The organism is Kribbella sp. NPDC050459 (assembly GCF_040655315.1).
Classification (GTDB): domain Bacteria; phylum Actinomycetota; class Actinomycetes; order Propionibacteriales; family Kribbellaceae; genus Kribbella.
The window spans coordinates 81286-96734 of the sequence record NZ_JBFAJQ010000010.1 but is presented as its reverse complement, the minus strand read 5'-3'; the positions used below and the strand labels follow the sequence as shown (position 1 = coordinate 96734).

19 protein-coding genes and 1 pseudogene are annotated in these 15449 nt (G+C 70.3%); 11 read left to right on the top strand and 9 right to left on the bottom strand.

Features of this window, described 5'->3' with window-relative positions:
- Positions 1–20 precede the first annotated feature (20 nt).
- Positions 21–851: an SAM-dependent methyltransferase gene (locus AB0I12_RS28535; RefSeq protein ID WP_359935228.1), complete on the bottom strand. Its 831-nt coding sequence runs from the start codon at positions 849–851 to the stop codon at positions 21–23.
- A gap of 156 nt (positions 852–1007) precedes the next feature.
- On the opposite strand from AB0I12_RS28535, the gene AB0I12_RS28530 reads away from it, so the two are divergent.
- The gene (locus AB0I12_RS28530) at positions 1008–1883 is read left to right on the top strand and encodes a helix-turn-helix transcriptional regulator (protein WP_359935226.1); all 876 of its coding nucleotides are present in this window, start codon (positions 1008–1010) and stop codon (positions 1881–1883) included.
- Here AB0I12_RS28530 and AB0I12_RS28525 read toward each other — a convergent pair.
- Positions 1880–2371, bottom strand: a complete 492-nt coding sequence (locus tag AB0I12_RS28525; protein ID WP_359935224.1) for a helix-turn-helix domain-containing protein — start codon at positions 2369–2371, stop codon at positions 1880–1882. The two genes, AB0I12_RS28530 and AB0I12_RS28525, sit on opposite strands and share 4 nt — an antisense overlap.
- Positions 2372–2498: 127 nt before the next feature.
- Between AB0I12_RS28525 and AB0I12_RS28520 the strand changes: the two are divergent.
- Positions 2499–2822 (top strand): annotated as a pseudogene (locus AB0I12_RS28520) (GNAT family N-acetyltransferase); the annotation flags it as partial.
- Positions 2823–2900: 78 nt separating this feature from the next.
- On the opposite strand, the gene AB0I12_RS28515 reads toward AB0I12_RS28520, so the two are convergent.
- The gene (locus AB0I12_RS28515; RefSeq protein WP_359935222.1) at positions 2901–4025 is read right to left on the bottom strand and encodes an epoxide hydrolase family protein; all 1125 of its coding nucleotides are present in this window, start codon (positions 4023–4025) and stop codon (positions 2901–2903) included.
- A complete protein-coding gene (locus AB0I12_RS28510) occupies positions 4015–4362 on the bottom strand; it encodes a VOC family protein (protein ID WP_359935220.1) in 348 nt (115 codons plus the stop codon). The genes AB0I12_RS28515 and AB0I12_RS28510 overlap by 11 nt, the downstream gene beginning before the upstream one ends.
- Positions 4363–4415: 53 nt before the next feature.
- Between AB0I12_RS28510 and AB0I12_RS28505 the strand changes: the two genes are divergently transcribed.
- Positions 4416–5192 (top strand): nucleoside-diphosphate sugar epimerase, encoded by a 777-nt coding sequence (locus AB0I12_RS28505; protein ID WP_359935218.1) that lies wholly within the window; start codon positions 4416–4418, stop codon positions 5190–5192.
- Between the two features lie 87 nt (positions 5193–5279).
- Here the strand turns inward: AB0I12_RS28505 and AB0I12_RS28500 are convergent, their stop codons facing one another.
- The gene (locus AB0I12_RS28500; protein WP_359935216.1) at positions 5280–5921 is read right to left on the bottom strand and encodes a helix-turn-helix domain-containing protein; all 642 of its coding nucleotides are present in this window, start codon (positions 5919–5921) and stop codon (positions 5280–5282) included.
- Between the two features lie 218 nt (positions 5922–6139).
- On the opposite strand from AB0I12_RS28500, the gene AB0I12_RS28495 reads away from it, so the two are divergent.
- On the top strand, positions 6140–7594 hold the full coding sequence (locus AB0I12_RS28495) for an MFS transporter (protein WP_359935214.1): 1455 nt from the start codon (positions 6140–6142) through the stop codon (positions 7592–7594).
- 28 nt (positions 7595–7622) lie between these two features.
- Here the strand turns inward: AB0I12_RS28495 and AB0I12_RS28490 are convergent, their stop codons facing one another.
- A complete protein-coding gene (locus AB0I12_RS28490) occupies positions 7623–8222 on the bottom strand; it encodes a dienelactone hydrolase family protein (protein ID WP_359935212.1) in 600 nt (199 codons plus the stop codon).
- 25 nt (positions 8223–8247) lie between these two features.
- On the opposite strand from AB0I12_RS28490, the gene AB0I12_RS28485 reads away from it, so the two are divergent.
- Complete coding sequence (locus AB0I12_RS28485) at positions 8248–8829, top strand: winged helix-turn-helix domain-containing protein (RefSeq protein ID WP_359935210.1); 582 nt, start codon at positions 8248–8250, stop codon at positions 8827–8829.
- Here the strand turns inward: AB0I12_RS28485 and AB0I12_RS28480 are convergent.
- Positions 8793–9293 (bottom strand): MarR family winged helix-turn-helix transcriptional regulator, encoded by a 501-nt coding sequence (locus AB0I12_RS28480; RefSeq protein WP_359935208.1) that lies wholly within the window; start codon positions 9291–9293, stop codon positions 8793–8795. The two genes, AB0I12_RS28485 and AB0I12_RS28480, sit on opposite strands and share 37 nt — an antisense overlap.
- 58 nt (positions 9294–9351) lie before the next feature.
- Here AB0I12_RS28480 and AB0I12_RS28475 point away from each other — a divergent pair, with 58 nt between their 5' ends.
- From AB0I12_RS28475 to AB0I12_RS28465, 3 genes are read left to right on the top strand one after another with little or no spacing between them, the layout of a single operon-like run.
- Positions 9352–10224: a glutamate-cysteine ligase family protein gene (locus AB0I12_RS28475; RefSeq protein WP_359935206.1), complete on the top strand. Its 873-nt coding sequence runs from the start codon at positions 9352–9354 to the stop codon at positions 10222–10224.
- Positions 10221–11180, top strand: coding sequence for a hypothetical protein (locus AB0I12_RS28470; RefSeq protein WP_359935204.1), 960 nt, complete (start codon positions 10221–10223; stop codon positions 11178–11180). The genes AB0I12_RS28475 and AB0I12_RS28470 overlap by 4 nt, the downstream gene beginning before the upstream one ends.
- Positions 11177–11569 (top strand): MAPEG family protein, encoded by a 393-nt coding sequence (locus AB0I12_RS28465; RefSeq protein ID WP_359935202.1) that lies wholly within the window; start codon positions 11177–11179, stop codon positions 11567–11569. The genes AB0I12_RS28470 and AB0I12_RS28465 overlap by 4 nt, the downstream gene beginning before the upstream one ends.
- Here AB0I12_RS28465 and AB0I12_RS28460 read toward each other — a convergent pair.
- The gene (locus AB0I12_RS28460; protein WP_359935200.1) at positions 11547–12377 is read right to left on the bottom strand and encodes an AraC family transcriptional regulator; all 831 of its coding nucleotides are present in this window, start codon (positions 12375–12377) and stop codon (positions 11547–11549) included. The two genes, AB0I12_RS28465 and AB0I12_RS28460, sit on opposite strands and share 23 nt — an antisense overlap.
- 70 nt (positions 12378–12447) lie before the next feature.
- Here AB0I12_RS28460 and AB0I12_RS28455 point away from each other — a divergent pair, with 70 nt between their 5' ends.
- The 3 genes from AB0I12_RS28455 to AB0I12_RS28445 are packed head-to-tail and all read left to right on the top strand — an operon-like array spanning position 12448 to position 14419.
- On the top strand, positions 12448–13242 hold the full coding sequence (locus AB0I12_RS28455; protein WP_359935198.1) for a phytanoyl-CoA dioxygenase family protein: 795 nt from the start codon (positions 12448–12450) through the stop codon (positions 13240–13242).
- Positions 13243–13274: 32 nt separating this feature from the next.
- The gene (locus AB0I12_RS28450) at positions 13275–13754 is read left to right on the top strand and encodes a pyridoxamine 5'-phosphate oxidase (RefSeq protein ID WP_359935196.1); all 480 of its coding nucleotides are present in this window, start codon (positions 13275–13277) and stop codon (positions 13752–13754) included.
- On the top strand, positions 13751–14419 hold the full coding sequence (locus AB0I12_RS28445; protein ID WP_359935194.1) for a DsbA family protein: 669 nt from the start codon (positions 13751–13753) through the stop codon (positions 14417–14419). The genes AB0I12_RS28450 and AB0I12_RS28445 overlap by 4 nt, the downstream gene beginning before the upstream one ends.
- Here AB0I12_RS28445 and AB0I12_RS28440 read toward each other — a convergent pair whose 3' ends face one another.
- Entirely contained in the window at positions 14420–15442 is a 1023-nt protein-coding gene (locus AB0I12_RS28440; protein WP_359935192.1) for a prolyl oligopeptidase family serine peptidase, read from the bottom strand.
- Positions 15443–15449: the final 7 nt, after the last annotated feature.

The following is a 15449-nucleotide window of genomic DNA, read 5'->3' as shown; positions in this document are numbered from 1 at the left end:
GGCGTCGCGAAGTACCGCTGCTAGATCTTGCGGCCGACCGCGCCGACGATGCACTCCTCGACCTGGTTCAGCGGCTTGAGCCGCGGGCCGTCCGGCCACCAGTCGTCGCAGAGCACCAGGCCCGGGTCGACCAGCTCCTGGCCGGGGAAGAACTCCATCAGTTCCGCGCGGGTGCGGAACCTGCCGCTGCCCATCGGGCTGTGGATGAACTTCTCCTCCATGTGCTGGGCGACCGCCGAGTGCTCCGGAGTCTCCGGGTCGAAGAAGTGCGAAATCGCCGTGTACGACCCGGGAACCACCGCGTCGACGTACTTCTGCATGATCTGCGCACCTTCGGTGCCGATGTAGTGGTGCAGCGTGCCGGCCTGCATCACGGCGATCGGCTGGCTGAAGTCCAGGAAGTCCCGGACCTCGGACTTGCTCAGCACCTCGTCCGGGTCGAAGATGTCGGCGCTGACGAACAGGGTGTTCTCGTTCTCCTCCAGCAGCGCCCGGCCGTGCGCGAGCACCACCGGGTCGTTGTCGATGTAGAGGACCTTCGCCTCCGGCACGAGCCGCTGGACGACCTGGTGGGTGTTCTCCGCGGTCGGCAGGCCGGACCCGCAGTCGAGGTACTGCGTGATGCCCGCCTGGCCGGCCAGGAACCGGCAGGCGCGGATCAGGAAGTTCCGGTTCGACCAGGCCAGGTCCTGGGCCTGCGGCGCGGCGGCCTGGACCCCACGCAGTACCTCGCGGTCGACCTCGAAGTTGTCCTTGCCGCCCAAGAAGGCGTCGTAGACCCGGGCGATGCTGGCCCGGGTGGTGTCCACGCCGACCGGGATCGAACTGGGTGCCTTGGTGGCGTCGACCATCAGTAGAACCTCGCAGAGGGTGATCGGGGAGTCTGTGCGTCCGACTCTACTGACCGTAGGGCGCCATGAACACACCGTGCAGGCCCGGTGCGGGATCGCGATCTGTTGTGAAATGATCAGCTGTTGGTAACGGACACACGGCGGGGAGGCGAGCGGGTGACCGAGCCGGGCGCGTACGGCGGCCCGACCGCCCTGCGCATCATGCTCGGCGTGCACCTGCGCCGGCTCCGTGAGGGCGCCGGCGTCAGCCGCACCGACGCGGGCTGGGCGATCCGCGGCTCGGAGTCCAAGATCAGCCGCCTCGAACTCGGCCGGGTCGGGTTCAAAGTGCGCGACGTCGACGACCTGCTGACGCTCTACAAGCTCGACGACCCCGAGGAACGCGAGCGCCTGCTCAGGCTGGCCACGGAAGCGAACAACCCGGGCTGGTGGCAACGGTACGACGACCTGACGCCGCAGTGGTTCCACTCCTATCTCGGCCTGGAGATGGCGGCCGATCTGATCCGTACGTTCGAGTTGCAGTTCATCCCGGGACTCCTGCAGACACCGGACTACGCGCGCGCCGTCGTCCAGCTCGGCCGTCAGGACCAGGCGTTCTCGCGAGCGGAGCAGGATCGCCTTGTGTCGTTGCGGATGAGCCGACAGGACGTGCTGACGAGGCAACGGCCTGCGCGGCTGTGGGCGGTCGTCGACGAGGCGGTACTGCGCCGCCCGATCGGCAGCCGAGCGATTCTCAAGGCGCAGTTGGAGCACCTGATCGACGCGGCGCGCCGGCACAACGTGACGCTGCAGATCATCCCGTTCGAGAAGGGCGGGTACACGGCGACCGGCGGCGCGTTCACGCTGCTGCGGTTCAACGACCCCGACCTGCCGGACATCGTCTACATCGAGCACCTGACCAGCGCGGTCTACCTGGACAAGCGCGAGGAACTCGACACGTACGTCGTCACCATGGACGCACTGTCGATCACCGCGGCCCAGCCCCGCGAGACCGAATCCATCCTCCGCCGAGCGATCGCGGAGCTCGACTAGCGAGGTTGTGCGCCGGGGCCCGGCCGGAAGGCGACCTCGCGCGGGCCCGGCTCGTGGCCGGCCTCGCACTGCATGACCACCGTGACGCGCTCGCCGCAGTCGCCGCGGTGGCGGGGCTCGATCGGCGGGCCGTCGTCGAGCGGCAGGTACTGGTCGGCCCACTGGATCATCGCGACCAGCACCGGGTAGAGATCGAGCCCTGCCTGGGTCAGCCGGTACTCCGAGCGCTCCCGCTGACCGGGCAGGCGGTACGGATGGCGGCGGATCAGGCCGCGCTCGATCAGCGCGGCGAGCCGCTCGGTCAGCACCTGCCGCGGGATGCCGGCCCGCGCGCGGATGTCCTCGAACCGGCGGACGCCGACGAAGACCTCGCGCAGGACGTGAAACGTCCACTTGTCGCCGAGGATGTCCATCGTCCGGGAGATCGTGCAGTTCTCCGTGGACCAGCTCATCGCCTCGGGCAACTGTTCGCCGACCACCGTGCTCATACCCGAATGATAAGTCCACTTGACAGACTCAGCCAAGTGGAGCAAGGCTGAATCCGTGAATCAGACTCAGGCGAGACCGCCACTCGTCCGCCGCGCCGGCGAACCCGACGCGGACGAGCTGGCGCGGATGCTGTCCGGGCTGACGGACCTCAGCCGCTACTTCCGGTTCCAGACCGCGATCGGTTCGCCGCCGCGGCAGGCGTTGCTGCTGCGGATGCTCTGCCCGACCGGCGCCGCGTTCGTCGCGACCCGGGCCGGCGCGATCGTCGGCCACGCGATGTGGGCCTGGGCGCCCGGCGGGTCGACCGCCGAGCTGGCGGCCGTGATCGCCGAGAACGACCAGCGCCGGGGCCTCGGCATCCGGATGCTGTCGATCGCGGCCGCCGACGCGATCGCCGCCGGCGCCACCCATTTCCTGTTCGTCGTGAGCGCCGCCAACGACCGCACGATCCGGATGATCCGCCGCCGCTGGCCGGACGTCACCGCCGAGCGCGACGGCGCGCTGGTGAACTTCGTCGCCCCGGCCCGGCTACCGAACCAGCCGGAAGAACGTCCGGATGTCGTCGACCAGGAGGCCGGGAGCCTCGAGGGCGGCGAAATGACCGCCCCGGGTGAACTCCGACCACTGGACGATGTGGTGCCGGCGGTCTAGGACCCGGCGGATCGCGGGGTCGGTGGGAAAGACGGCGACACCGGTCGGCACACCGGGGCGTACGTCGTCCGCGGCCGAGCGGTTCTCGTAGTACAGGTTGGCGGACGTGGCGCTGGTGTTGGTGAACCAGTAGATCGACACGTCCGTGAGCAGATGGTCGAGGTCGACCGCGTCCTCGGGGAGCTCGCGGGCCGGATCGGTCCACTCCCAGAACTTCTCCAGGATCCAGGCCAGCTGCCCGACCGGCGAGTCGCTCAGTCCGAACGACACGGTCTGCGGCCGCGTGCACTGCAGGTCGGCGTACCCGGTGCCGACCGCGCGCAACCGCTCGGCGGCCGCGAGACGCTCGCGCTCGGTCTCGTCCAGCTGCTCGCGATCACCCGGTTCGAGCGGTGGGAACGCCAGTCCCCCGTTGATGTGGACGCCGACCACGTGCGTCGGATCCACCTGCCCGACCAGGGGTGACACGACCGATCCGGTGTCGCCGCCCTGTGCGCCGTACCGCTCGTAGCCCAGCCGGCGCATGAGTTCCGCCCATGCGTGGGCGATCCGCGCGTGGTTCCACCCGGACGTCAACGGGACCGAGAATCCGTGCCCGGGCACGGACGGCGCGACGACGTGGAACGCGTCGCGCGGATCCCCGCCGTACGCCGCCGGGTCGGTCAGGGGTCCGAGCACGTCCAGGAACTCCGCGACCGACCCGGGCCACCCGTGCGTCTCGATCAACGGCAAGGCGTCAGGCTCCGGCGACCGCACGTGCAGGAAGTGGATCGTCTGCCCGTCGATCTCGGTCGTGTACTGCGGATACTCGTTGAGCCGTGCCTCCCAGACCCGCCAGTCGTACGCCGCCCACCGCTCGGCCATGGTCCGCAGGTAATCGACCGGAACCCCACGCTCCCATCCACTCGACGGTAATTGGCGAGGCCAACGAATCCGCGCCAGCCGCTCCCTCAGGTCGGCGACGTCCGCCTCGGGCACGGCGATCCGGAACTCAGAGATCATGGGCCCGCTCGTGCAGCGGCTCGTACAGCCCGACCTCGCCACCGCCCGGCAGCCGGAACGCCGTCAGCACGCCCCACCGCTGCCGCTCCACCGGCCGGACGAACTCCACACCCCGCGCGGACAGCTCCGCCATCGTCCGCTCGAGGTCGTCGCACATCAGCAGTAGCTCGTGCGACGCGGCCTCCGCCGGGTGCATCGCGACCTCGGCCGGCGGCAGCTTGAAGATCAGCCAGCCGTGTCCGGCGTCGACCGACGGATACTCCAGCACGTCGCGGAAGAACGCGCGATCCGCCTCGGCGTCCGTGCTGTAGATGATCACATGCGCTCCGTTGATCATCTTCAGCACAGTAGCCGGGAATACGGACATTCCGGTGGCGAGTTGGCACCAGCATGATCCTCGTGACGGGCGCCGGCGGCAACGTCGGGCGTGAGCTGACCGCGCTCCTACCGGACGCCAAGACGCTGGATCGCCGAGCGGGCGCTGATCTCGCGAAGCCGGAGACGCTCGACCTGGACGGCGTCGACTCGGTGTTCCTGATCTGGCCCTTCCTCACGTCCGACGGCGCGCCCGCGGCGCTGGCGAGGATCGCGGAGCAGGCGCGGCGGGTCGTGTACCTGTCGTCGTCGGCGGTCCGGTTCGGCGCCGGCACCGATCCGATCACCCGGCTGCACGCTGATCTCGAGGCAGCCGCGCAAGAGTCGGGGCTGGAGTGGACGATCCTGCGCGCGGACACGTTCGCGTCCAACGCACTCGGCTGGGCGGGTCAGCTCCGCGCCGGTGACGTCGTCCGCGGACCGGACAACGCAGCCACGGCGGTGATCGATCCCGCCGATATCGCCGCGGTCGCCGCCGCCGTACTGCGTGATCCACGACCCAGCACCACCTTCACACTCACCGGGCCCGAGGTGCTCAGCCGAACCGATCAGGTGCGGATCCTCGGCGCCGCGCTCGGGCGCGAGCTGAGGTTCGAGGCGACGCCGTACGACGACGCGCGGGCGCAGCTGCTCGCGGACGGTCGCCCGCCGGCGCTCGTCGAAGCGCTGATCGGCAGTGCCGAGAATCGTCCGGGGTCCGACCTGGTCACCACGACCGTCGAGGACGTCACCGGCCGGCCCGCGGGCAGCTTCCGCGCCTGGGCCGGCCGGAATCTCGGCGCGTTCGGCTGATCAGTCCTCGACGACGATCGCGAGGGCCGGGCAGACGGCCGCGGCTTGGTGGACGTCGGCCTGCAGCGACTCGGACCACGAGAACGCTCACGAAGTCACCGGTGCGGTCAGCAGCCCGACAATGCCGTCGATCAGCCCGTCGGCCATCTCCTGCCAGGTCGCTCGCGCGGTCGGCCGGCCCTCGGCCAGCGCGAGTTCGAACTCGGCGGTCATCTGGATGATCAGGTGCCGGGCCATGTCGCCGCGCTCGATCCGCACCGCCGGCGGCAGTTCGGCGAGATGCTCACCGAGGCCGTCGACGACCCGCTGCAGCGACGGCGAGTTCCGCGACTCCTGCAGCTGGATCTCCCGCAACGCCGGATCGTTCATCAGCTGCGCACTGAACCGCGCCAGCCAACTCGGCGTACCCAGGCTGCCCATGTGATCGGTCGCGGACCGGACCAGGACCGTCACCCAGTCCCGCACGTCCGGGTCGGCGCCGAACTCTGCGATCAGCTCCCGGCGGCGCTCCTCGACCCGCTCGGCGTGTTTGCGCACGATCGCGCGGACCAGATCGGTCTTGGTCCCGAAGTGGTACCCGACCGCCGTGTTGTTGCCCTGACCGGCCGCCTCGCTGATCTGCCGGTTCGACACCTCGTGCACACCGCGCTCGGCGAACATCCGCTCCGCCGTCGCCAGGATCAGGTCTCGCGTCGCGTTCACCCGCGCCGCCCGGACTGTCTTCGCCATCATCATCACCAGATCACTCTTACCTCCCCCAGCCCGCCGACGAGCAGCCCCTCGACGGGCGGGATCGGGCACTCGACGAGCTGGTCACCATCGGTCACAGATCATCACCTCCGCGTGGTTTCCGTTCCAGCTTCCCTCGGAGGCTTGTTTAAGTCAACTGCCTGACTTAGTCTTTTGGTTGCAGAAACCAACTATCTATCTCAGCCCGGAGGCTGCTGATGTCCGCAACTCCCACCGTGCGTGCCGGTGCCGTCGTACCGGTGCTCGCCTCGGCCGGTATCACGGTCGCCCTGATGCAGACCCTGGTGATCCCGCTCGTCCCGGAGCTGCCGCGGCTGCTGCACGCCTCGGCCGCCGGGACCGCCTGGGCGATCACGGCCACCCTGCTCGCGGCCGCGGTCGCGACGCCGATCATGGGCCGCCTCGGCGACATGTACGGCAAGCGCCGGATGCTGCTGATCAGCATCGGCCTGCTGGTCGCGGGCTCGGTGGTCGCCGCGCTCAGCAGCTCGTTGATTCCGATGATCGCCGGCCGCGCCCTGCAGGGCCTGGCCGCCGGCGTGATCCCGCTCGGCATCAGCATCATGCGCGACGAACTGCCCGCCGAGAAGCTCGGTACGGCGACCGCGCAGATGAGCGCCTCGCTCGGCGTCGGCGGCGCGCTCGGCCTGCCCGCGGCCGCGTTGCTGGCCGAGAACTTCAGCTGGCACACGCTGTTCTGGCTGTCGGCCGCGCTCGGCGTGATCGTGTTCGGCCTGGTGCTGCGCTTCGTCCCGGAGTCGTCGGTGCGCTCCGGCGGACGGTTCGACGTCCTCGGCGGACTCGGCCTGTCGATCGGCCTGATCTCGTTGCTGCTGGCCATCTCCCAGGGCGCCGACTGGGGCTGGACCGGCGGGCGGACGCTCAGCCTGTTCGCCCTCGCGGTCGTCGCGTTGCTTGCGTGGGGCTGGTGGGAACGGCGGACCGGCGAGCCGCTCGTCGACCTGCGGACCACCGCCCGCCCGCAGGTGCTGCTGACAAACCTGGCGTCGATGGTGTTCGGATTCGCGATGTTCGCCATGTCGCTGGTCCTGCCGCAGCTGCTGCAGATGCCGAAGGCAACCGGTTTCGGCCTCGGCCAGTCGATGCTCGCGTCCGGTCTGGTGATGGGCCCGTCGGGTCTGGTCATGCTCGTCGCCGCGCCGTTCTCGGCGAAGATCTCGAAGACCCGCGGCCCGAAGGTCACGCTGATGCTGGGCGCGCTCGTCGTGGCGGCCGGCTACGGCGTGGGCAGTGTGCTGATGGGATCGGTCTGGGAGCTCGTGCTGGTCTCGCTGCTGATCGGCGCGGGCATCGGCCTGGCGTACGGCGCGATGCCCGCGCTGATCATGAGCGCCGTACCGGTCTCGGAGACCGCGGCCGCAAACAGCTTCAACACCCTGATGCGGTCGATCGGGACCTCGGTGTCCAGCGCGGTCGCCGGCGTGATCCTGGCGAACCTGACGATCAGCCTGGGCGGCTACACCCTGCCGTCGCAGAGTGGCTTCCGGGTCGTCCTGCTGATCGGCGCCGGCGCCGCCCTCACCGCCCTCGCCGTCGCCTCCTTCATCCCCACCCGCCGCGAGCGGCTCGACAGTACGTATACGTCCACTGCCGAAACCGCCACGCTCAGCGGCGCGGCCGATCGGGCCTAGTGGGCGTATACGTACTGTCCTCCCGCACCTACAGGAAGGCGAGGGTGCGCTCGAGGAGGAGCTTGGCGGCAGCCTCGTCGTAGCCGGGGAGGGACGAGTCGGCGAACAGGTGCTCCTGGCCGGGGTAGAGGAACAGCTCGGCGGTGCCGACGGCGGCGACCAGGGCGCGAGCAGCGTCCAGGTCGCCGCCTTCCTCGGTGAAGAACGGGTCCTCGTCCATGCCGTGAATCTGCACCGGCACCCCGTCCGGCCAGCTGCCGAACTCCTCGACCGGGAGGCACGAGTAGTAGAACAGCGCCCCGGTGGCGCCCGGGCGGGTCTGGGTCAGCTTCTGGGCCGGCATCACGCCCAGCGAGAACCCGGCGTACACCACGTTCTCCGGCAGGCTCTGCGCCGCCTCGATGCCACGCTCCAGGATCGTCCCGAAGCCTGCCGAGCGCGCGTAGTCCATGCCTTCGTCGAGGGTCGCGTAGGTGTTGCCCTCGAAGAGATCCGGCGTGTGGACCGTGTGGCCCGCCTGCCGGAGCTCCTCGGCGAACGCCTTCACCCCGTCGGTCAGCCCCTGCGAGTGGTGGTACAGCACGACCTCGGCCATCATCAGCTCCAATGATCCAAATATCTCGAACAATCGGCGATGCTAGTCTATTCGAGCTATGTCGATCAACAAGCCGGTGCCCGATTACGAGCTCGCGGACACGCTCGAGCTGACCACCGCGGAGCAGGTGCGGGCGATCAGTGATCCGCTCCGGACGACGATCCTCGGACTGCTGCACGAGCGCGCGGCGACCGTGACGGAGCTGGCCACCGCGGTCGGGCGGCCGAAGAGCACGGTCGCGCACCACGTGAAGGTGCTGACCGACGCCGGCGTCCTGCGGGTGGTCCGGACTCGCCGGGTGCGAGCGATCGAGGAGCGCTTCTACGGGCGCGCGGCGCGGATGTTCTTCGTCGGGCTCGGCCGGCAGGGCAAGGACGGGCAGCTGCCGCACGACTTCAACGACTTCGAGGTCGCGGCCGAGGAGTCCAAGCCGGCCTACGACGCCGGCCAGATGCGCTCGTTCATCCGGCACGCCCGGATCCCCGACGAGCGGGCCGCGGAGTTCTGGCAGCAGGTGGACGCGTTGATCCACCGCTTCGACCAGCTCCCCCGCGGCGGCGGCACGACGTACGGGTTCACGGTCGGTCTGTACCCGATCGTCGACTACCCGACGCTGCCGCCGGCCGAGGACGAGGCCTGAGTCTCGGCCGCCGCGTACCGCTCGAGGACATCGGTCAGCCGCGCCAGCACGTCGCGGACGACGGCATACTCGTGCTCACCGAACTCCTCCGCGAACAGGTCCTCGAGATCGGCCAGATAGCTGAAGCCGTCACCCGCCACCTCCAGCCCGTGCTCGGAATAGCTGACGACCTTCGCCCGGCCGTCGTTCGGGTCGGGCAGCATCTCGAGGAGATCGAGGGCGACCATGTCGCGGATCACCTCACCCATCGACTGCCGGGTGATCCCGGCCCGTGCGGCCATGTCCGCCGCCCGCCCGGGCCCGGTGTGCAACGTCGCGAACACCGAGTTGTGCGTCATCTTGACCTCGGTGTGCCCGCGGGCGTGGGCCTGCCGCACCAGGTCGGTCTGGAGCGCGCGGTTGGCGCGCTCGACCAGCGCGATCAGCGGCTTGTGGGCGGGCCGCCGCAGCTGAGGCCTTGACATGTCGTAAGGATACCTTCCAATATTTCGACAGGAATCCTTACGGTATCAGGGAGCGCCGATGGAGGCCAGGGAGCTTCACCCGGAGGTGGCCGGTCTGTTCGCGCGGGGGCGCCGGCGGTCGGTGCGGGTCGCGATCGAGCAGGAGTACGTCGTGGCCGCGGCGGACGGCGGTGTGGTGCCGATCGAGGAGGTACGGCGGGCCGTGGCGGGGGCGGCCGCCGCGCCGTACGTGAGCTTCGAGCCCGGCGGGCAACTCGAGCTCAGCCTGCAGCCGTCGCGCGAACCGGTGCACGACCTGCGCGTGCTGACCGCCGACCTCGAACGCCGGCTCGGCGGAATCACTGTGCAAGCTATTCCGGTCGACCCGCGGCCGGATGTGCCGCTGCAGTTGACGTCGCCGCGTTACCTGGCGATGCAGCGGCACTTCGACCGCATCGGACCGGCCGGCCGCCGGATGATGCGCCGCACCGCGTCCACGCAGATCTGCCTGGACTGGTGGCCGGGGCAGGCCGGGATCGAGCAGTGGCGGGTGCTCAACCTGGCCGGGCCGTTCCTCGCCGCGCGCTTCAACCGCAGCGACCGGCTGGCCACCTGGCTGGAGGTCGATCCGGCGCGGACCGCCTTCGACGACAGGTTGCTGCACGGCGATCCGGTCGCGTCGTACACGGCCTTCGCGGCGGGCGCCACGGTCTTCGTCGACGGACCGGCCGGGCATCTGAGCACGCTGTTCCCGCCGGTCCGGCCGCGCGGAACGTATCTCGAGGTGCGCTTCCTCGATGCCCTGCCGCCCGAGGACGTCGAGCGGGCGATCGCAGTCCTGCAGAACCTCATGTACGACGACGTACGCCGCCGTGACGTGCTGCGCCGGCTGCCGGCCGGGCTGTGGAGCGCGGCAGCGGCCGGCGAACTGGATCAGGAGGTGGCGGCATGACCGGCGTGCTGTTCGTGACCGACCCGTTGGCCGGGCTGCACAGCGACATCGACGCCGGCATCGGGCTGATGAGCGCGACCCAGGACCTGGGGCTCGACGTCTGGTGCTGCGGCCCGGAGGAGCTCGCGGTCGTCGAGGGCCGGGTCTGCGCCCGGGCGCGACGGATCCGGCTGCGTCCGCGGCTGGCCGGTGGCGATCACCGGTGGATCGTGGAGGCCACCTGGTTCGACGAGCTCGGCGCCGCGGTCGTCGACGTCGCGTCGTTCGAGGTGGTGCATCTCCGGATCGATCCACCCGTCGACGCGCGATACCTACACACGACGTACCTGCTGGACCTCGTCGAACGCGCCGGGACGCGCGTCGTCAACCGGCCGGCGGGGATCCGGGCGATGCACGAGAAGCTCGTCGCGCTGCAGTTTCCCGAGCTGTGCCCGCCGACGTACGTCGGTGCCGATCCGCGCGCACTGCGGTCGTTCGTGAGCGGCGTCGGTACGGCGGTCGTGAAGCCGGTGGACGGGTTCGCGGGGATCGGCGTCTGGCTGGTGCGCGACGACCGGAGCGCCGCCGCGTTGCTGGAGTCGGCGACCGACGGCGGCCGGCGGCACGTGATCGCCCAGCAGTACCTGCCAACCGTTGCGGAGGGCAACAAGCGGCTGTTCCTGCTGGACGGCGAGATCGCCGGCGCGGTCCTGCGGCGCCCGGCCGTCGACGACTTCCGGATCGGCCCGCCGGTCGCGCCCGCGGACGTCGACGACCACGATCGGGCGATCGTCGGCGCGCTCGGCCCGGTGCTCCGCGCGCACGGCCTGGTGATCGCCGGTCTCGACGTGATCGACGGCCGGCTGATCGAGGTCAACGTCACCTGTCCCGGCGGCATGCACAAGACCGACGCCCTGCTCGGGACCCGGCTCAGTCACACCATCGTCAGCAGTCTGTTCGAAGGAGCACTCGTATGAGCACGACCACTGTTGTCTGCATCGCCCTGCTCGGCATCTTGTTGTTCCTGCTCGGCGCCAACGTCACCCGCAACCGCGCGCTCCGCGGCGGCGGCAACCAGCAGCCGACCGATCCGGCCGACCCGCTGCTGATCGCGGTCCGCGCGCACGGCAACGCGGCCGAGTACATCCCGACCATGATCGTGCTGTTGCTGGTCTGTTCGGCGTTGTCCGACAGCCGGCTGATCGACGTCCTCGCGGTCGCGGCCGTCGTCGTCCGGTTCACGCACGCGCTGGGCATGCTGCGCTCGGCCTCGCTCGCGTCCCACGGCCCGCTCCGCGACATCGGTGCCCTGGGCACCTATCTGGTCGGGGTCGCGCTCGGCGTCACCGCGATCGTGACGATCTGACCGAGGTCGGCGTGGCGCCGGTCAGCTGACGGAACACGCGCGCGAAGTGCTGGCTGGAGCTGAAGCCGAGGCTCAGCGCGAGCGCGGTGATGGTGACGTCACTGGATTCGAGGAGCTGGCGGGCGCGGTCGATACGGCGCTCGTTGAGGTAGCGGTGCGGTGGCTGGCCGAGCTCGCCGGTGAACAGCTCGGCCAGGTACGCCGGGGCCAGCCCGGCACGGTCCGCCAACTCCTTGAGTGTCCAGCGCTCGTGGAACTCCTGATCCAGCAGGCGTTTCACCGTTCGTACGGCGGGGTGCATCGCGAGCTGCGGTCCAGCGGTCGGCGCCAGGGACCGCGAGACCGCGAGGACCAGATGATCGACGGCCAGCGTGAGTCCGGTCTCGGCGTACTCGTCGCGTGTGGTGAGCTCCCGGACCAGTTGCGCGAACGCGTAGGCGACGTCGCCGGCTTCGCGATGGACAACGGCTTGCGGCCGCTCGAGGCCTGGGTGACGTTCCGCGACGACGTCCAGATCGACCGCCGCGAAGTAGAAGTGGTGGTTCCCGGACCGGCCCGCGAGGTGATGCGTGACCTGGGGCGGTACGGCGAACAGGTGTCCCGGCCGCAGCGCGTAGCTCTCGCCGCCCGCAACCCAGTGCGTAGTGCCGTGCTGCTGAAGGTAGATCTCCCAGACCGGATGCTCGTGAGGCTCGATCAGGAACTGCTCGGGCACCCACTGCTCGCCCGCATGCAGCAGACCGCTGCTGGGGGCGAATCCGTCGGCGTGGAAGCCCGCGCGCAGCCCGCTGGGTCGGTACAGAGACACCTGAGGATTGTGTCCAGTTGCCTGAACATCGGCAACGCCGCAGGGCCGGTCGGTTTCTAGGTTGATCGTCATGGATGCTGACGACATTGCCTTCTACCGCGAGCACGGGTACTGGATTTCGCCGGTGATCGTGCCTTCCGACGTACTGGACGCAGCCGAGCGCGGGATGGAGCGGTTCTACGCCGGCGACCACGATCACGCGCTGCCCGACGTACCGGCGACGCGGGGGTGGCAGCCCGAGGACGGCGACGTACTGCGGAAGAACGACTACTCGTCCTTGCGCGTGGACGAACTGGCCGCGCTGGTCCACCATCCGGCGATCGCGGCGACGGCGGCCGCACTGTCCGGCGCGGCTGGGATCCGGCTTTGGCACGACCAGTTGCTGTACAAGCCGCCGGGCGGATCGGCGGCGCGGGTCGGGTGGCACACCGACCGGCAGTACTGGCAGTCGTGCACGTCGGACGAGATGCTCACCGCGTGGGTCGGGTTCCACGACGTCGACGAGGTGAACGGCGCGGTCGCGTTCCTGCCCGGCAGCCATCGGTGGTCCGTGACCGGGCTGGACTTCTTCTCGCAGGACGCGGCCGGGCTCGAGGCCTCGATCCTCGCGCAGGGGTACGACCCGACGCCCGTCGTACCGCGGATGCGTCGCGGGCAGGTCAGCTTTCACCACTGCCGGACGGTGCACGGCAGCTCCGGCAACCTGAGCGCGGCGCCGCGCCGCTCGCTGGCCATCCACCTCCAGCCGGCCGACAACCGCCGGCGGGCAGGCGCGAGCCACCCGAACGACACGCTCGTCCGCCACGACCCCGACCCGGACTACACCGACCCGGCGATCCAGCCGCTGCTCTGGCCTCGCGATTGATAACCGGACCACGGTCCGTTAGTGTCGGCAGTATGGAGACCACCGCGGGACTGGCCCGCATCAACGAACTCGGCCGCCGGGATCACTTCCTGGCCGTCGCGATCACCCAGCGGCGCTCCGGCGAGCCGGCCGCCTCGGTGGTGAACGCCGGGGTCCTCGACCATCCGCTGACCGGCGAGCCGGTCGTCGCGTTCGTCGCGCGCGGGCGGACCGCGAAGCTCGCGCACCTGCGGCGGACGCCGAGCGCGACGCTGGTGTTCCGCGCGGAGTGGGAGTGGATCGGCGTGCAGGGAGCGGTCGAGCTGGCCGGCCCGGACGATCCGATGGAGGGTATCGACGCGGCGCGGTTGCGGGTGCTGCTGCGGGACATCTACCACGCCGCGGGCGGCGTGCATCCGGATCTGGACGCGTACGACCGAGAGATGGTGGCGGACCGGCGTACGGCGGTGCTGATCAAGCCGGAGCACTTCACCAGCAACCCGACTGGCGCCGACCACGAGGAGGACGAGTGAACGTCGCCGCCGGGACGATCCAGGTGTGGTCGGATCTGCTGTGCCCGTTCGCGCACGTGGCGATCCACAGGCTCCGGACGACCCGGGCCGAGCTCGGGATGGACGCGGCGGTCCGGCTGGACCACCACACGTTCGCCCTCGAACTGTTCAACGGTCCGCACTCCCGGCCCGGCACCGACAGCGAAGCGGTCGGGCTCGGGCAGCTCGCTCCCGAGATCGGGTTCCGGCTGTGGACGCAGCCCGACTGGACGTACCCGTCGACGGTGCTGCTCGCCGCCGAGGCCGTCCATGCCGCCAAAGCCCAAGGCCTGCAGGCCTCCGAGGACCTCGACGCCGCCGTCCGCCGGGCCTTCTGGTTCGACTCGCGGCCGATCGGTCACCGCCGGACGATCCTCGACATCGCGGCCGAGGTCGAGTCCGTCGACGCCGGCGAACTGGCCGCGGCGCTCGACAGCGGTCGGTCCCGGTCGGCGGTGATGGACGACCACGCCGTCGCGGTCACCGACGCCGTCCAGGGCAGTCCGCACCTCTTCCTTCCGGACGGCACCGATGTCCACAACCCCGGGATCGAGGTCCACTGGGAAGGTCCGTGGGCCTCCGGCTATCCGATCGCCAAGGTCACCGATCCTGCGTGGCCGGAGAAGTTGCTGCGGGCCGCGGCCTAGTCAGGCCGGTGCGGTCCGGGCCGCCCAGGCCAGGTGTTCCCAGACGTCGCAGGCCTCGTGCGCGAACCGGCCGGGCTCGTCGGCCGGTGAGCTCGGGGCGTGCGTGACGATGCGCTCGTCGATCCGGCCGTCACGCGCGCGGAGCTGCTCCGCGAGCGCGTGCGCGTGGTACGACGCCTGGCCGGGGATGATCGTGTCGGCGCCGGACCACACGAGCCGTACGACGGTGCGCGCCAGCTCCTCGGCGTACGCGATCGGGCTCCGGCGCGTGTAGTCCTCGGGCCGCTCGGACGGGGCCCCGCCGACCTCGTCGCGAATCGTGGCGTCGGCATCGAGCAGCGCCGCACTCGCGCGACCGTCTCTGATGTCGTCGTGCCAGTGCGCGAGATCGACGACCGGGTTGACGGCCCAGACCGACGTGACGTCGTCGGCATGCTGAGCGGCCAGCACCAGGGCTTCCTGCCCACCCATGGACAGCCCGCCAACGGCGACGACGTCCGTGCCGTGGGACGCACTGAGCTCCCGGGCGACGGCCCAGGTCGCGTCCAGATGGTCCTGCCAGGCCAGCGAGATTCCGGCGAGCATCCGTCCACGGCTCCGCGGCGCGACGACGATCTGCCCAGTCGCCGCAGCCGGTTCCAGGGCGCCGTCGAGGGGCCTGATGAGCAGCTCGCCAGCGGGTTCGCCGTACAGCACCGCCTCGGGCGTGAAGCCGAAGGGATGGAACAGCACCGTCACACCGAGGACGGGGCCGTCGGGCACGGCCACCAGATACTCCCGCTCGACGCCGGAGGAATCGCGTCGAGCGAGGCGGTGCACGCCGGCGCCCTGGATCAGCGAGCCGGCTGCCTCCATCGTTTCCTCCTGCGGCCTTCGGCTGTTGTCGCCGTCCGTAGCGTAGATCAGCTGCCGGCGGTGGCTCCGGTCGTACCGGATCGTGAATTCCGGCGTTCTGGCGTCATGGTTCGCGAGGCCGAGCGTCTCAGGGCGTACGCGTTGCCCGCCGGCCAGGCGGGTGACCACGATCGGT

Coding starts and splice junctions, on each gene's coding strand:
- AB0I12_RS28475 (WP_359935206.1), top strand. CDS start 9,352: ATGGAGGCCAGGGAGCTTCACCCGGAGGTGGCCGGTCTGTTCGCGCGG.
- AB0I12_RS28500 (WP_359935216.1), bottom strand. CDS start 5,921: ATGGCGAAGACAGTCCGGGCGGCGCGGGTGAACGCGACGCGAGACCTG.
- AB0I12_RS28485 (WP_359935210.1), top strand. CDS start 8,248: ATGTCGATCAACAAGCCGGTGCCCGATTACGAGCTCGCGGACACGCTC.
- AB0I12_RS28535 (WP_359935228.1), bottom strand. CDS start 851: ATGGTCGACGCCACCAAGGCACCCAGTTCGATCCCGGTCGGCGTGGAC.
- AB0I12_RS28455 (WP_359935198.1), top strand. CDS start 12,448: ATGGATGCTGACGACATTGCCTTCTACCGCGAGCACGGGTACTGGATT.
- AB0I12_RS28480 (WP_359935208.1), bottom strand. CDS start 9,293: ATGTCAAGGCCTCAGCTGCGGCGGCCCGCCCACAAGCCGCTGATCGCG.
- AB0I12_RS28450 (WP_359935196.1), top strand. CDS start 13,275: ATGGAGACCACCGCGGGACTGGCCCGCATCAACGAACTCGGCCGCCGG.
- AB0I12_RS28515 (WP_359935222.1), bottom strand. CDS start 4,025: ATGATCTCTGAGTTCCGGATCGCCGTGCCCGAGGCGGACGTCGCCGAC.
- AB0I12_RS28465 (WP_359935202.1), top strand. CDS start 11,177: ATGAGCACGACCACTGTTGTCTGCATCGCCCTGCTCGGCATCTTGTTG.
- AB0I12_RS28495 (WP_359935214.1), top strand. CDS start 6,140: ATGTCCGCAACTCCCACCGTGCGTGCCGGTGCCGTCGTACCGGTGCTC.
- AB0I12_RS28510 (WP_359935220.1), bottom strand. CDS start 4,362: ATGATCAACGGAGCGCATGTGATCATCTACAGCACGGACGCCGAGGCG.
- AB0I12_RS28505 (WP_359935218.1), top strand. CDS start 4,416: ATGATCCTCGTGACGGGCGCCGGCGGCAACGTCGGGCGTGAGCTGACC.
- AB0I12_RS28470 (WP_359935204.1), top strand. CDS start 10,221: ATGACCGGCGTGCTGTTCGTGACCGACCCGTTGGCCGGGCTGCACAGC.
- AB0I12_RS28525 (WP_359935224.1), bottom strand. CDS start 2,371: ATGAGCACGGTGGTCGGCGAACAGTTGCCCGAGGCGATGAGCTGGTCC.